This window comes from Psychroflexus salinarum, assembly GCF_042677225.1.
Lineage (GTDB): Bacteria > Bacteroidota > Bacteroidia > Flavobacteriales > Flavobacteriaceae > Psychroflexus > Psychroflexus salinarum.
This window is the reverse complement of the sequence record NZ_JBHTIV010000002.1, coordinates 1-14,866: the sequence shown is the minus strand read 5'-3', so window position 1 is coordinate 14,866 and position 14,866 is coordinate 1. Positions and strand designations below refer to the sequence as shown.

Here is a 14,866-nt window from a genome sequence, read left to right as displayed (position 1 = left end):
TTTGTTTTTCCCAAAAGTAGACGTACAGAACCGAGTCAACTTTAAGAGAAAAGCATTAAAACGTTAACACAAGACGAGAAAAGGTTAATAAAATATTAAGGCAAAACACTTTACTTGATCAAAGCTAATATTGAATTAACGCACAGATAAATTTTCATTAACTTCTTTAAATTGAAATCGCATCATCACTGCAAGATGATCTGATAATAATTTCGTTTTCCTTATGTTTTTTGCCTCTAGCAGTTCAATAAATTCTGAAGAGTAAAATATGTAATCTATCTTTACTTTTGGCATTTCAGCACTAAATGTAAAGTGTTCATCTCCAAAGTTGGATAACTCATCTATTGAAATCGCATGACCAAAATTGGGGTCCTTATAAAAAGGATGCATCAGCGAAGTTTCCAGAGGTTGTAAAGATTCATTAAAATCTCCCAATAGAATAGTTGGTCCTTGAGAGGCGAGTTTTTTAAATTTTTCAAAAACAACCTTCAGATGAATAGCTCTTGTTTCTTCACTGAAAGCTTCAAGGTGTATGTTCATGACAGTCAGTTCTCTTCCATTAACTAAAATCTTTGACGTTTGTATCAATCTATCCAAATAAAAATCATTGTAATAAAATGGCTGATCTATTGGTTTTTCAAGGATATCGATAGCGTTTGTTAAGATTTTAAACTTACTTGCAATGGCTTGACCAGATTGGATTTTACCATACTGAAGTGGTAAAGGCCAATACGGAAACGGAACATAGTGTTTATCCCAGTTTATCGCTTTTGCTCCAAAACTGAATTCACCTTCTCGCTGAATAAGTTCAAGTTGATCGATATCAAAACTCCTGGAACTTGCAAAGTCTATCTCCTGCATTGCTAAAATATCGACAGATTCATTCCCTAGAAGATCTAATAAAGACTTGGCGTTGTCATTAAATAATTTTTCGCTTCTCTCTACAGCTTTATTATTGGTCATCCCAGATAAATAACCAATATTGAAAGTCATAATCGAAAGTGTATCCTTTTCGATTTCAACTGAATCTGTATTGTTATAAATCACATAGCGGTCTTTAGTTGAACTCAATTCTCCAGACGTAGCCCAGACATAAAAGCCTAGAAAACCAACTAAAATTACTATCAAACTTAAACCTATTTTTTTCATGCTTATTTTTTTTCTAAAGCACTTAAAATTGAGGCTTACCCAGGTTAATACAGCATCATGAAAAGTTTAAATTTATTATTTAAAAATAAACAAAAAAAAAAGCCCTGAAATTGCAGGGCTTTTGGGATAATAAATGCAATCAATTTACATTCTTACATCAAAACGATCTAGTTCCATCACTTTTGACCATGCATTTACAAAGTCGTTTACGAATTTCTCCTTTGAATCTTCAGTAGCATAAACTTCTGCTAAAGCTCTTAATTCAGAGTTAGATCCGAAAATTAAATCTGCGCGAGTTGCAGTCCATTTCATTTCACCAGTAGATCTGTCTTTTCCAATAAATACTCGTCTAGACTCATCTTTAGCCTCCCATTTTGTACTCATATCCAGCAAGTTTACAAAAAAGTCATTTGTTAATTGCCCTGCTCTATCAGTGAACACACCATGGTCGGTATTGTTATAATTTGCACCTAAGGCTCTCATTCCACCTACCAGCACAGTCATTTCTGGTGCTGAAAGAGTAAGTAACTGGGCTTTATCTACCATCAACTCTTCAGTTGAAAGTGTATACCGCTTACCCTGATAGTTGGTGAATCCATCTGCCATTGGCTTAAGCAATTGCATTGACTCAACATCTGTTTGCTTTTGTGAAGCATCTGTTCTTCCTGGAGTGAAAGGAACTGAGACATTATGTCCAGCTTGTTCTGCTGCATCTTCAATAGCTGCATTACCTCCAAGAACAATTAAATCTGCAATCGATACCTTCTTAGTTGAATTTTTCTTGTTGAATTTCTTCTGAATTGACTCATATTTTGAAAGCACTTTATCCAATTGTTTTGGATTGTTTGCTTCCCAGCTGCGCATTGGCTCTAGTCTTATTCTCGCATCGTTTGCTCCACCTCTTCTGTCTGAATCTCTGTAGGTAGAAGCTGAATTCCATGCTGTGATTACCAGTTCTGAAGTTGATAATCCAGAATTCAAAATTTCAGATTTCAAAGCATCAATATCAGTTGCTGTGATCATTTCATAATCTGCCTCAGGAATTGGATCCTGCCAAAGAAAGTCTTCCGCTGGAGCTTCAGGTCCTATATAAGTGGACTTTGGCCCCATATCTCTATGCGTTAGTTTAAACCAGGCTTGAGCAAATGTTTTATTGAATTCTTCTGGATTCTCATAAAAGAATTTAGAAATCTTCAAATACTCAGGGTCTTTGATCATCGTCAGGTCAGTGGTAAACATTGTAGGTTTATGAAACTTACCTTCAATATGAGCATCGGGATAATCAGCTTTTGCATCGCTTGCAATCCATTGGTAACCTCCTGCAGGACTTTTAGTCAATTCCCATTCGTTTTCGAATAGAGACTTAAAGTAACCCTGACTCCATTCTGCCGGGGTTTTAGTCCATATCACTTCAAGTCCAGAAGTTATTGTGTGCTCAGCTTTACCAGATTCGTAAGAGCTCATCCAGCCTAAACCCTGATTTTCGATTGGTGCAGCTTCAGGTTCTGGTCCTACATGGCTTGCCTCAGCAGCACCGTGTGACTTACCAATAGTATGACCACCAGCAATAAGAGCTACTGTTTCTTTATCATTCATTCCCATACGACCAAAAGTTTCACGAATGCCATTTGCAGCAAGTGCAGGATCTGGCTTTCCGTCTGGGCCTTCAGGGTTTACATATATCAGTCCCATTTGCACAGCAGCTAATGGACGTTCCAAATTTCCTTCAACGTCGTAACGCTTATCATTAGCCAACATCTCGTCTTCCGGGCCCCAGTATACAGTACTGGCTGGCTCCCATGTATCTTCACGACCACCACTAAATCCTGCGATCTCTAATCCCATGTCTTCGTAAGCAACAGTTCCTGCCAAGATCATCAAATCTGCCCATGATAAACTCTTACCGTACTTCTGCTTGATCGGCCATAATAATCGTCTTGCTTTATCCAGGTTGGCATTATCTGGCCAGGAATTAATTGGTGCAAAACGTTGCTGACCATCACGGGAACCTCCGCGGCCATCTGCAGTTCGGTAAGTACCGGCACTGTGCCATGACATACGAATAAAAAATGGACCGTAATGCCCGTAGTCTGCTGGCCACCAATCTTGTGATGTCGTCATCACTTCAACCAGATCAGCTTTTAATTGCTCATAATCCAGTGCAGCAAAAGCTTCTCTATAGTCAAAATCTTCACCCATTGGATTTGATTTTGAAGTATGCTGTCTTAATATGCTTAAGTCTAAGCTATTTGGCCACCAATCTTTACCACCAGTTCTTTTGGTTTTTTCAGTCTCAGCTGGCTCTTTCGTTGCATTAGCCTGCATGCTGGCGTGAGGATTCTCTCCATCCTTCACTTTAATCTTAATCCCTGTGACTGGACAGGTCTTATATTCAGCTTCAGCACTCTGTTGAGCAAAAACAGCTACTGTAAACAAACTGAATACTGCAATTAGTAAATTTTTCATAGGTTAAATTAATTTGAATTGAATATCAAATTTAAAACTAAAAATCAAATTTAGGTGTTAGATAAAATTATTGTTTCTGATAAAAGAATAAGATTTTGTAATAGTTAGAAGGTTTATTGAATCAATGCTTTAGCTGTCAGTTTAATAGATTTTTAATACTGAGAAATGAACCGACCTGATTTAAATAGCGTTGACCGTTTAAAACTATTTACAAATGATAAAAAAATAAATCAGTACATAAAGCAGAACGGTCAATCCTATTCAGGACTCTACACTCTACAAATAGTTAACAGTAAACCGAAACCTGTAAAATAATATGTAAATTTAGATTCAAAATTCTAAGACTTATGACTGCATCAGATGTATTTCAGATCGTTAATACTATTGTCCTACCAGCCTGGTTAATTCTCATTTTCTTCCCTGGTAAGTCCTGGAGAAACCCTGTCATTTATACCTTTTCGGCAGCTATGGCTGTTGTGTATCTTATATATGTGATCAAAGGTTTAGGCAGTTTTGACATGGAGTCTTTTAGTAAGCTAGAAGGGATCAAGGCAATGTTTTCCTCAGATGAAGCTGTCCTCACTGGATGGGTACACTACCTGGTCTTTGACTTACTTGTCGGTAACTGGGTATTGAATCAATCGCGAAAGCAGAATATTAATCATTTCTTGATCATCCCGTGTTTGCTGCTCTGCTTTATGTTTGGCCCCGTTGGATACCTGCTGTACTTTATTATTAAAGTAACTAAGACCAGAAAACTAAGCTAGGAGCTAGTCATGGCTTTACATACAGACTAAAGAAGTGGTTGAGCATTAAATAGTATCGAGAAGTCCTCTGGTCTAAAAAACATTAATCCTTCTAAAAATTATAGTTTAAGTACAGTCAGGTTCAAGTGACTCTTCGGCTTAAAAAAGGCTAAAGAATCACTAGAACTGACAGTGACTCACGACTATTTCATTCCGCTCAACTTCATATTTTCTCCAAAATATCAACTAGCTTCTGATCCAGGTCTCTTATCGCTTTAGCGTAGATTTCATCCCATTTGGAAAGCTTTTCTTTGTTTTGCATTTCAATTTGATACTGTAGGCCTGGCAGAATCCAGGAGGCATAGCCGCTAAACGGGTCTGAAGAAGCATAGAGAGATTTGTACCAGTCTCCGTAAGGCATACCATCAGAATACAAAAAGCTTTTTTCGAGATCCAGGAGCAGAGCATTCAGTTTTTTCGTTTTTTTCCTGCTTATCTTTTGGTTTTTAAGACGTTCCTCAAAGGCTTTCGCCACTAAGTTGGCAGAAGTATGTAAGCTGGATATCGCAGCGGTTGAAGCCTTGAACCCAGCAAAATCAGAATAAAAACTACTCACCTGTTCTTCAGCATGGTTAAAATGCGCATCCAGATCTGTAGCGTATTTCACCACATCGTAAGGCAGCAAAGTGGCATTAGCCAGACGTAAGCTGAGCGTTCCCATAACGGCCTCCACCGTTGGCCCCATCTGGAATTCGGGATCGACGAAGTTTTCGTAAAAGAAAAAATCATCGTAGTTGGTGTGGTATAGGGTTGGTCCGCTGGCACCACCACTAAGTGAAGGTACTCCTGCGTGCATATAGAAAGCGATGTGATCTGAACCACCACCTAAATTGCCAATGCTTGGTTCGTCATTTTCTTTTGACCAGTGTTCATAAACCGTTTCATCTGAGTAAGGATAATCGACTTTTTTGGTAGCTTCGGCGAGGATGGTTTTAAGACTTGGTGCTGCAGAAGCTCTGAAGTTTTTGCCCGATACTGCCGCATCGAGATTGATGTAGGCAACCGCCTTGGCTTTGAGCTCATCCTTGAACTGCTCCACCCATTCGCTGGACCCTATCACGCCGTGCTCCTCTGCATCCCAATGTGCAATAAGAATAGAACGATCTGGACGTTTACCGTTTTTAGCCATTTCACCTAAAGTTTCAGACAGGCTCAAAAGCATAGCCGTTCCCGAGTTAGGATCTGTGGCACCAAACGCCCAGGCATCGTAATGGCAACCCAGTATAATCCACTCATCGGGATGCGTTTTTCCTTTCAGCGTACCCACGATATTGTAAACTTCAGTAAATTCTTTAGGCTGATCGACTTTTAGCCTCACTTTCAAGTCAGCGGCCCCTTGAAGTCTGTAGGTATAGGGCAAACCACCCTGCCAGTTTTGAGGGACAACCTCACCTTTCATGTGTTTAAAAATATGGTCGGCTGCACCATAGGAAATCGGTGTTACAGGAATCGTATGCAAGCCAGCATCTTTGGGGTCTAATCGATCCGGAGCGTTTTTGTGATCTCTAGGCAAAGCCGGTTCGTAGGGCGTCAGCGGATCGCCAGTCCAGTCGGCAGTGAGCAATGAGCCACGCTGAATGCCACTATCGTTGTAATACACACCTTCCGGAAATACCAATCCACGTGTAAAACCAGAATCTTTAGGATCGGTGTAAATGATAAGTCCTGCTGCACCATGAGCTTCGGCAAATTTGGCTTTATAGCCACGGAAGTTACCGCCGTAACGGGCAATAACGATTTTACCTTTAACGGATACACCAAGCTCCTCCAGCTTTTCAAAATCAGCTTTGGTGCCGTAATTGGCATACACCACCTCAGCAGTGACATCGCCACTGCCTGAGTAGGCATTCCAGCCTTTCACCAACTCGGGATGCCTGGAATAAGGATCTTCATCCAATGCATTTTCCTGCTGATCCAAAACTATAGCTTCTGGTGAAATAATTTCAACCATAGACTCGCCAGGGCCGCTACTCATATAGACTTCATAAGGATAGGTCTCGACATCCAGTCCGGCCTGACTCATGCTTTTAACGATGTAGTCTTTAACTTTTTCGTTGGCTGGTGTGCCTGCAATATGTGGATTTTCGGTAAGGGTTTTGAGATGGGTTTTAAACCGAGTTTTATCTATGTTCTCTCTAAACTGAGCTTCAAGTTGTTCCTGTGCCTTAGCGTCTTTGTCACTATATCCTGTAAAGTCCTGAGCCTGAATGGCAAGTGTTGTAATTAAACTTAAACTAAAAAGAAGTCCTCTCATGAGTTGCTGAATTTTAAGATTCTGGCGATGAATTTACATAAATTTTTTTCGTTTTTAGTTGCTCGTTGATCACGCACTGTTTTTCTTTTTTCTTTTAATAATTTAGAATTGGTAGCTGAGTTTTTGAGTGAGTAGTGAGTAGTGAGTAGTGAAAAAAATTAAAATTGATGAAGTCAAGTTCTCGACTTCGCTCGAACTGACACAAATGAAAGGGACTCTCAATGACCAACTTAAAACTGGGGGCTGAGTGATTTTCGATAGAAAATCGTATCGAAGCTACCTGCGAAGAAAAAAAATAACATAAACCTATGAATATCAGTTAATTAAACATTAAAAAAGGGTATCTTTAGTATGATATTAATTCTAAAAAATAAGCGTGATGAAAACATTAATTTTATTAGCGGCAACCGTATTTATAGGTATATCGTCTATAAATGCACAAGACCAGATGCAGGACAAAACACAAGACAGAGATCGGGAACGTGTTATGTTAGTTGATGGGGATCTTTTACACATCAGAGATCGTGACCAAACCCGATTAAGGGATCAAATTATTTTAAATGATGGAACCACGGTAAATCCTGACGGAACCTACAAGACCAAAGACTATCAAATATTGAGTCTGAAAGATGGTGAATGTCTGGATAAAGATGGGGTGAAATACCGAAATGAATATCAGTATCGGTACAAAGTTCAACAGGAAAACAAAGGCTTAACTCAAGAACAAATTAAAGAGCGTAACCAAAACAGATATCAAATTATGCTTATTGATGGTGAAGTCTATGAAATCAGAAACCAAACACAGGATAAAGTTCAGGAACAATTAAAACTCAGCACTGGTACCACTGTTAATCCGGATGGATCCTATCAGACACAAGATCGTAAACGCGCACGTCTTCAAGACGGAGAATGTTTAAATATGAATGGTGAACGGTTTAAAAACAGTTTTCAACATAGAAAAATGATCAATAATACATCTAACCTAAAAAATAAAGCTCAGAAAAAACCTCGAAAGCTTCAGAAAACTCAGATTAAGAAACAACAAAAAAAAGGCGGTTCTTAAATGAGAATTAAAAGGGATTTTTACTTAAAAATCCCTTTTAAACTCGCCGTAATTAGGAATCTTAACAATTAAGTTCATACTCATAAGCAGGATGATACAAGTGTAACATCTATCAAGTAAAAACCCATAAAAACAAACAGATGAAATTTTATCTCTTAAAATTTAGTGTTCTGTTATTGCTTATTGTAGGTTACCATACATCATATTGTCAAACTACAACAGCTTCAGAAAAGCGAGACAAAACTAAGGCTAAGTCATACTTTTATTTGGGATTAAATTTTATAAGTGATGCGGTTTATATGGGAAGAAAAGACTCTATTAGCGCCCCCTATGCCTTTCCGTCCATTACCTATTACAACAAAACTGGTCTTTATGCAACTGGATCCCTTTCTTACCTTACTAAATCAAATGAAAGTAGAATCGATCTGTTTTTAGGCACTCTGGGGTATGAAATTACTACCGAAAAATTTAGAGGCGACCTCTCAGTCACCAAATACTTCTTTAATACAGACAGTTATAATGTAATTTCTGAAGTGGAAGCGGATATCACTGCTTCAGCTGGATACGATTTTGATGTTATAGATGTATCACTAGCACTCACTACCTTTTTCAACAATAACAGCAGTTCAGATTTTATATTATCCTCTGAAATAAGCCATAATTTTATTACTAAAAAAAGAGATTTTCAAATATCTCCGACTGTAGGTGTCTTTTTAGGTTCTCAAAATTTCTATGAAGAGTATTATATAAATAATCGCTTTGGCAGTCAAAGAAGTCAGGGATCAAGTTCAGGTCAAGGCCCTGGAGGCAGCACAACTCCAACCACCACAACAGTTGTTCTTAATGAAAGTGAAAAGTTTGGTCTTATGGCCTTTGAGTTTAGTATCCCTATGTGGTATGTGGCCAGGCCTTTTATACTATCGTTTCTACCTGTTTTGGTAGTTCCACAAAACCCAGCTTCTTTAACTGTAGATTCAACCGTTTTTGAAGAAGATCTTGAAAACACCTTTTACTGGATGGTAGGTGTTAGTTATAAATTTAATTAAAAGATGTTAGCTCACGTTGGGTCGAGTTCTCGATACATCCCGACAAAACCTGTCGGGACACCTGCCCGCCTCAGGCGGGCTCGAACTGACCAGAGTTTACTTCTTCTTAAAACTACAAAACACAAAGTTCTGTACCGAACCTGAAGGCGTTGTATGATCCACAGTCACACAGTCTACTTTTTCAAAATTGGTTTTGAAAGTTTCAGTCATGCTGGTTTCTGAATACTGCTTGATCTCAATACCACTACATTTAGTAGGTCCTTGTTCAGAAAAGGTTCCTATCACCAAAACTCCGTCTTGCTTAATAGCCTTTTGAGCCGTTTCTACATACGTGGAAATCTCGTTGTCCTCCGTCAGAAAGTGAAATACTGCACGGTCGTGCCAGAAGTCATAAGTTTCTGTAGGTTGAAATTTAGTGATGTCGGAAACAATCCAGCTGACATGCTTAGCCTTGTCGCCAAGGCGCTGCTTAGCTCTGTCGATAGCCTCCGCAGAAATATCCAGCACAGTGATATCTTTAAAGCCTCTGTCCAGTAAATGATCTACCAGCAAGCTATCACCCCCACCAACATCAATGATTCTGGCAGTTTTGGGCAGCTCAAATTGCTCAAAGAAACTCAAGGACGTTTCGGGAGTAGGTTGAAACCAACTCACGTTCTTCAACTCCTTGGTTTTGTATATCGTTTCCCAGTGGGACTTACGGTCAAAATCTTGCATTCTTATATAATTTATGTGGAATACAAAATTACATTAATTAAGCAGGGCCTCGAAGATAAAAAAGGAAGTTTCATTTCTTCAAAATAGTCAAAATCGTTACCCTGGTTATCAGTAAACTTAAGGTGCCATGCCTAAAAGTCCCTTTTTAAACTGCTCCCAATCCGAAAAAATGGTATAAGCAATAATGAAGACTATTATAAATGCCATAATCTGCCAGTAATTAAATTTCTTTTTTTGCATAGGATGTTAGATGAGTAACTATGTTTCTATAATCCAATATTATTCTTAATTTAATTTGAATTAGTCTTATGATTTTAAGATCAATAACTTCAACTTGAAATTATAACTTCACTTTAGAACTTTTGGTTAATTTGTAAACTGACCAAATCATAAAGCCTACAAAAAGAATAATATTTAAAAGGCCAATACTTTGACCTAAAAGGCTATCAGAGTTAGTTAATATAAAAAAACCTAAAGCTATAAACCCCAGAACAATAGCATACCCTAAAGACAGACGGAGTATTTTTTTAGTTTTCATTCCAACGTATTAAGGTGTGTTTCATGTGGCCGGCTTTTATCAAGTAAAAGCTTGTAAAAACAATTTGCCAAAAAATAACAATCAAAAACATGACTAAGAGACTTAATTTTTCTGCTTCAAAATCGGAAAAGAAATAGAATAGGAAAAGAAATCCGAGAAGGACCGTTCCGATAAAATTGTATATTATAGCCCCCTTAATACTCATCTCCAGGACGCCGGTCAAAATATTCCAACTCACCAGTTTGTCTTCTATTTTGATATTTCCATCTTCTGAAAAATGGACATTCATTCTCAATCCGAAACCCAGTTTGATTTCGATAAGCTCAGACTTTCTTTCATAAGAATAGTCAAATCGGTTGAGCTGGGATTCTGTGTTTTCAATAGACATGATGGATGGGGTTAAATTGGGTGGGGAAAGTTAGTGTTTTTTTTTAAAACTAATCCAAAGGGGTATCCGCCTCAAGCGGTTGTATCAAGAAGCCTGTCACTTTGAGTGTCCGCCACAAGCGGATGTATCGAAAAGTAAGACAGGCGGAACTGATTTCTCAAAGCATTATTTTAAATAGAAGATTTGAGTATGCGTTGGGTCGAGTTCTCGAAATGTCAGTTCGAGTGTCCGCCTCAGGCGGATGTATCGAGAACTGGGTTTATACTAGAACACCAAGTAATTAGAAAAAATACATCCGTTAGGTCGAGTTCTCGATACATCCCGACAAAACCTGTCGGGACACCTGCCCGCCTCAGGCGGGCTCGAACTGACGGTGATCGAACTGAGAGTGAAGAGAAGCCTGTCACTTCACAAATTCAACAGATTCAAAACACTGAGCAATTCTGGATTTTGTATGCGTTCCGAAACATTCAACCTCTCCTCAAGAAGTCGCTTTTCAATGTCTTTATACTCTGTTTTCCTGTGTTTTCTTATGTAGGAAATAATTTCATTCTGGTAAGCACTCTTGGCAAGGCTGGTTCTTAGGATCTGATCTTTCACGGTTTTGTAAAACCCGATTTGCTTTCCCGTCTTGACGCTGGTGAGGCTGGTGATAAGTTCTATATGACGAGACAGACTATAGACTAAGTTCTTATCATCCAGTTTGAGCACATAAGAGGCAAACATGATGTACTTCAATTGCCTTGGATCTGTATAGTCTCTATACGGCTTCATAAACTCAAAATCTTGCTCCTTTACCATATAGCCTTTAGAAAACAAGCTAGTCATTTCGTACTGATACATCAGGTAGTTCTCGCTCAGGTCAGCCTTTGGCTTACTCAGGTAATAACCTGTATAGTAGGTAAACAAGGTTTGATCTCGTCTTACTTCATTTACACTGACTTTGAATTCAGTGTGAAGCAAAAAGTGGTTGACCAAGTCCTTTTTATCTGCATTCATAAGCGCAATCAAAGGCGTCTCGGTGTTGAGAAATGCTTTGAGATTGAACTTTGATTCCAGATAAGCCTGCTCCTCGGTATTGAAACTAAAGTCATGAATATACTCAGAGTTATAAGGCTTGCCGAGTAAACTCAACTCCAGGTTCTCGACATATTTATCTACGATGTACTTCCTCCATGTGATCACTTCGCCTCTACTCGATTTTTAGTGTTATGCCCCAACGTTTGATCTTGAATTTAGCTTGTGTTTTTTGTCATAAATTTAAAATAAATACCAAACTTTTAAATAGTTTAAGTGGTGGGTATGAAATAAAATCTAATTTTTAATAATTGAACTTATAAGTTTGAAAATGTTTTGTTCATGCTTCTTAAATAGTTAGTTTTAAAGCAAATATTTAACCATTTTAAATTCAGATTCTTTTTGAATTTTTTATCCGGTTATAGCTTAAAATAAATATTTTAAAATTAATGGACAGAAAGATATTCTCTAATATCAGTAAAATCATCGAACGCGATAGTAAGAGCAGTACTTATAAGTTTGCTTTGTTACGTGGAACAATTGATATCATTCAGGATAATTCTCCATATATAGATATTCGTGAAAATCGTGTTCACATTCCAACTGGACTGTTAATCGAAAAGTGGCTTTTGTATTATTATCCAATTTTAGAATCAAAAACTAAAATTCCTCAAATTAACAGTAATGCAAATCTAGCCTTTGAACTTCAGTTTATAAAACTGATTGAAAACTATAAAAGTAGAGGTGGTTTCTCGGCTTTCTATAACGATTTAAAAAACAAAGGTATTCCTGCTGACTTAAAAACTGATTTTTTTAAGTTAACTAAAGAATTGAGAAACACAATTACAAAGATGCCAATGAGATATATTGGCCGCTCAATAAATCATGAATTCTATTCTGTTTACGTTCGTGAGAATACTACACGGCTAAGTAATTCATCTGGTATCGATATTGAACGATTGATTAACGATTTTGGTAGTTTTTCTATTCCAATTGAATATTATGAAGCTTTTAAGCTTCTTGGCAGTTTTATCAACGGGCAAGATTCCATATTGTTCCAATGGGCTGAATTCTCAGTAAATGCGTCTAATAATAATTTATCTACTGAAAAAGTACTCAGTGAAGTTTTGAAAAGTCCAATAACTGAAAGAGATATTTTAGAATCTAAAAAATTATACAAAAGTATTCTTGAGAAAACAGGAAAAGTTTATTGTGTTTGGACAGGTAAAAAGCTAAATAAGTACGATGTTGACCATGTTATACCTTTCTCAGTTTGGAAAAATAATGATTTATGGAACTTATTGCCTTCAAGTTCGTCTCTAAATAGAAATAGCAAGAAAGATAAAATACCTCCTCCAATAATGATAGAAAAGCAGAAAGATTTAATCTTGGATTATTGGGATATTATTTACAAAGAGCAATCAAATAGATTTAAAAAGGAAATTCAAATTGCACTTCTTGGAAATCATCCTTTTTCTGTTTGGAAAGAAAAAGGAATAGAACAACTTCAAGAAAGTTGTAATTATTTGATTGAAAATAGAGGCTTTGAAGAATGGAAAATATAAACTCACACCGCACCGCCAAAGAAAGGGATAAAATGTCCTACCCTACTCGGCTTTTACTCGAGAAGGAATTGATCCTAGGTGAAACGCTGGATTTTGGCTGTGGATTTGGAAAGGATGTAGAAGAACTAAAAGCCAAAGGGATTGATGTCATTGGCTACGATCCCTATTATTTTCCTGAGTATCCGACTAAAACTTACGATACCATTCTCTGTCATTATGTGCTGAACGTGCTTAAGAGTCAGGAGCAGGCTAAAGTCCTGTATGAGGTATCCAGACTTTTAAAGTTTGGAGGCAAAGCCTACTTCAGTGTAAGACGGGATATTACAAAAGCTGGTTTTAGAACTCATTTTGTTCATAAAGTGCCCACTTATCAAACCAATGTGATTTTGCCTTTTAAAAGTGTGTTTAAAAACGACAATGTGGAGATTTATGAATTCCAGCAGTATTGCTATCTCAACCAAAATAAACCTGAAGTCAGTCCGTTTTTTGAACGCCTGGAACCCAAAGAAGGAGTTGGCGAACTGGCAAGCTGTTTTGCCTTTAGAGATAAGTTTCCCGTTTCTGAAGGTCACACCTTGGTTATTCCTAAAAGAAAAGTATCCAACTATTTCGACCTCAGCTTTAGAGAGCAATCCGCCTGCTGGTTTCTGGTCAACCTGATTAAAGCAGACTTACAAGACCAATTCAATCCCGATGGTTTTACTATTGGCATTAACATCAATGAAGCTGCCGGGCAAACCATTTCTCATGTACACATTCATATCATCCCTCGTTATGAAGGTGATGTTGAAAATCCACGTGGTGGAGTTAGGGGTGTTATTCCTGAGAAGAAGGAGTATTGAACTTTCCGCGCATAACACAAGTGGCGACTTAAGATGCACAATTTTTTCGGTTAAACTTTAGGTTCTAAAAATACCCAAAACTCTCATTTCAGCACTAAATCCGCTATTTTTTTTATGTGCTGTTGCCTGTAGTGTTTTTTGTCAAATACGTTTTGTCTAGTTCTTTAGCTAATCCATTTGCTTCTTTCACAACTTCTTTAGGATAATCATTAATTTCAAGTATCCTAATTGCGTTTCTTTTATTTAGTTTTCCTTCTTTCAGCTTATAGTCAAAAGCTATGTTATTATCATTTACTGTTTCGCTAAAATGATATAATTCGTATTCATCCGATAACATATCAGTTAATTCAATGTCGTGGGTTGAAACCAATACTTTATTATTATTCTTTGTTAAAGCTGATAAAACGGATTTTCCAGCAGAAATTCGCTCTATTGTATTTGTACCTTTAAAAATTTCATCTAAGAGAAAGAGGTTTTTATTTCCATTTCCACTCTCATTAAGCATTTCCTTTATAGTTAAAACCTCTTCAAAATAATAACTTTTATCATTCATCAAATCATCACTTATTCGGATAGCTGAAAACACTTTTAACAATGGAAAAGTCATTGATTTCGCAAAACATGTATTAATTGTAAGANTACGAATAAAAGAAGTTTTTCCAGACATATTTGAGCCTGTAAGAAGTATAGATTTTTCATCAATTTCAATACTATTAATTGTACAATTTAAAATTAGGGGATGACTAATATCATTAGCAATAATTTTGTCACCATCATTAATATTTGGTATACAAAATGATTCAATTCCTTTTCTCAAAGATGCTATGGAAATCAGCATATCTATATGCCCAACAAACTTAAAAACACATTCTATTTCTTCTCTTTTTGTATCTAATTTTTTTAAAACGCAAAATAGTACGAGTGGTTCAAGTAGAAAAATTGTTTTTAAAGTCTCAAGAATCACCCAAATAAAAATTCCAAACTCACCTTGTAAAGTAGATTCAATTTGAAAGAA

At 37.1% G+C, this 14,866-nt stretch carries 13 protein-coding genes; 5 read left to right on the top strand and 8 right to left on the bottom strand.

Going from position 1 to position 14,866, the window contains the following annotated elements; all coding sequences use genetic code 11:
- Nucleotides 1-135 precede the first annotated feature (135 nt).
- Together ACFQ0R_RS00070 and katG are read right to left on the bottom strand one after the other, a co-directional pair.
- Nucleotides 136-1,149, bottom strand: coding sequence for an endonuclease/exonuclease/phosphatase family protein (locus tag ACFQ0R_RS00070; RefSeq protein ID WP_379656325.1), 1,014 nt, complete (start codon nt 1,147-1,149; stop codon nt 136-138).
- Between the two features lie 144 nt (nt 1,150-1,293).
- Nucleotides 1,294-3,615 (bottom strand): catalase/peroxidase HPI, encoded by a 2,322-nt coding sequence (gene katG, locus ACFQ0R_RS00065; protein ID WP_379656324.1) that lies wholly within the window; start codon nt 3,613-3,615, stop codon nt 1,294-1,296.
- Between the two features lie 347 nt (nt 3,616-3,962).
- Between katG and ACFQ0R_RS00060 the strand changes: the two genes are divergently transcribed.
- A complete protein-coding gene (locus ACFQ0R_RS00060; protein WP_379656323.1) occupies nt 3,963-4,382 on the top strand; it encodes an ABA4-like family protein in 420 nt (139 codons plus the stop codon).
- A gap of 202 nt (nt 4,383-4,584) precedes the next feature.
- Here the strand turns inward: ACFQ0R_RS00060 and ACFQ0R_RS00055 are convergent, their stop codons facing one another.
- Complete coding sequence (locus ACFQ0R_RS00055) at nt 4,585-6,675, bottom strand: M28 family peptidase (RefSeq protein ID WP_379656322.1); 2,091 nt, start codon at nt 6,673-6,675, stop codon at nt 4,585-4,587.
- A gap of 379 nt (nt 6,676-7,054) precedes the next feature.
- On the opposite strand from ACFQ0R_RS00055, the gene ACFQ0R_RS00050 reads away from it, so the two are divergent.
- Both ACFQ0R_RS00050 and ACFQ0R_RS00045 read left to right on the top strand, forming a co-directional pair.
- Nucleotides 7,055-7,738, top strand: coding sequence for a DUF6799 domain-containing protein (locus ACFQ0R_RS00050; RefSeq protein WP_379656321.1), 684 nt, complete (start codon nt 7,055-7,057; stop codon nt 7,736-7,738).
- Nucleotides 7,739-7,878: 140 nt separating this feature from the next.
- Nucleotides 7,879-8,784: a hypothetical protein gene (locus ACFQ0R_RS00045; RefSeq protein WP_379656320.1), complete on the top strand. Its 906-nt coding sequence runs from the start codon at nt 7,879-7,881 to the stop codon at nt 8,782-8,784.
- A 96-nt stretch (nt 8,785-8,880) separates the two neighbouring features.
- On the opposite strand, the gene ACFQ0R_RS00040 is transcribed toward ACFQ0R_RS00045, so the two are convergent.
- The 4 genes from ACFQ0R_RS00040 to ACFQ0R_RS00025 all read right to left on the bottom strand — a co-directional run bounded on the left by ACFQ0R_RS00040 (nt 8,881) and on the right by ACFQ0R_RS00025 (nt 11,612).
- Entirely contained in the window at nt 8,881-9,501 is a 621-nt protein-coding gene (locus ACFQ0R_RS00040) for a class I SAM-dependent methyltransferase (RefSeq protein ID WP_379656319.1), read from the bottom strand.
- 340 nt (nt 9,502-9,841) lie between these two features.
- Complete coding sequence (locus ACFQ0R_RS00035) at nt 9,842-10,039, bottom strand: hypothetical protein (RefSeq protein ID WP_379656318.1); 198 nt, start codon at nt 10,037-10,039, stop codon at nt 9,842-9,844.
- On the bottom strand, nt 10,029-10,427 hold the full coding sequence (locus ACFQ0R_RS00030; protein WP_379656317.1) for a hypothetical protein: 399 nt from the start codon (nt 10,425-10,427) through the stop codon (nt 10,029-10,031). The genes ACFQ0R_RS00035 and ACFQ0R_RS00030 overlap by 11 nt, the downstream gene beginning before the upstream one ends.
- A gap of 408 nt (nt 10,428-10,835) precedes the next feature.
- Nucleotides 10,836-11,612: a DUF7829 domain-containing protein gene (locus ACFQ0R_RS00025; protein WP_379656316.1), complete on the bottom strand. Its 777-nt coding sequence runs from the start codon at nt 11,610-11,612 to the stop codon at nt 10,836-10,838.
- 281 nt (nt 11,613-11,893) lie between these two features.
- Here ACFQ0R_RS00025 and ACFQ0R_RS00020 point away from each other — a divergent pair, with 281 nt between their 5' ends.
- On the top strand, nt 11,894-13,009 hold the full coding sequence (locus ACFQ0R_RS00020) for an HNH endonuclease domain-containing protein (protein ID WP_379656315.1): 1,116 nt from the start codon (nt 11,894-11,896) through the stop codon (nt 13,007-13,009).
- Nucleotides 12,997-13,851 (top strand): HIT family protein, encoded by an 855-nt coding sequence (locus ACFQ0R_RS00015; protein WP_379656314.1) that lies wholly within the window; start codon nt 12,997-12,999, stop codon nt 13,849-13,851. The genes ACFQ0R_RS00020 and ACFQ0R_RS00015 overlap by 13 nt, the downstream gene beginning before the upstream one ends.
- Before the next feature lie 112 nt (nt 13,852-13,963).
- Here ACFQ0R_RS00015 and ACFQ0R_RS00010 read toward each other — a convergent pair whose 3' ends face one another.
- On the bottom strand, nt 13,964-14,689 hold the full coding sequence (locus tag ACFQ0R_RS00010) for a MutS-related protein (protein ID WP_449314334.1): 726 nt from the start codon (nt 14,687-14,689) through the stop codon (nt 13,964-13,966).
- Nucleotides 14,690-14,866 lie beyond the last annotated feature (177 nt).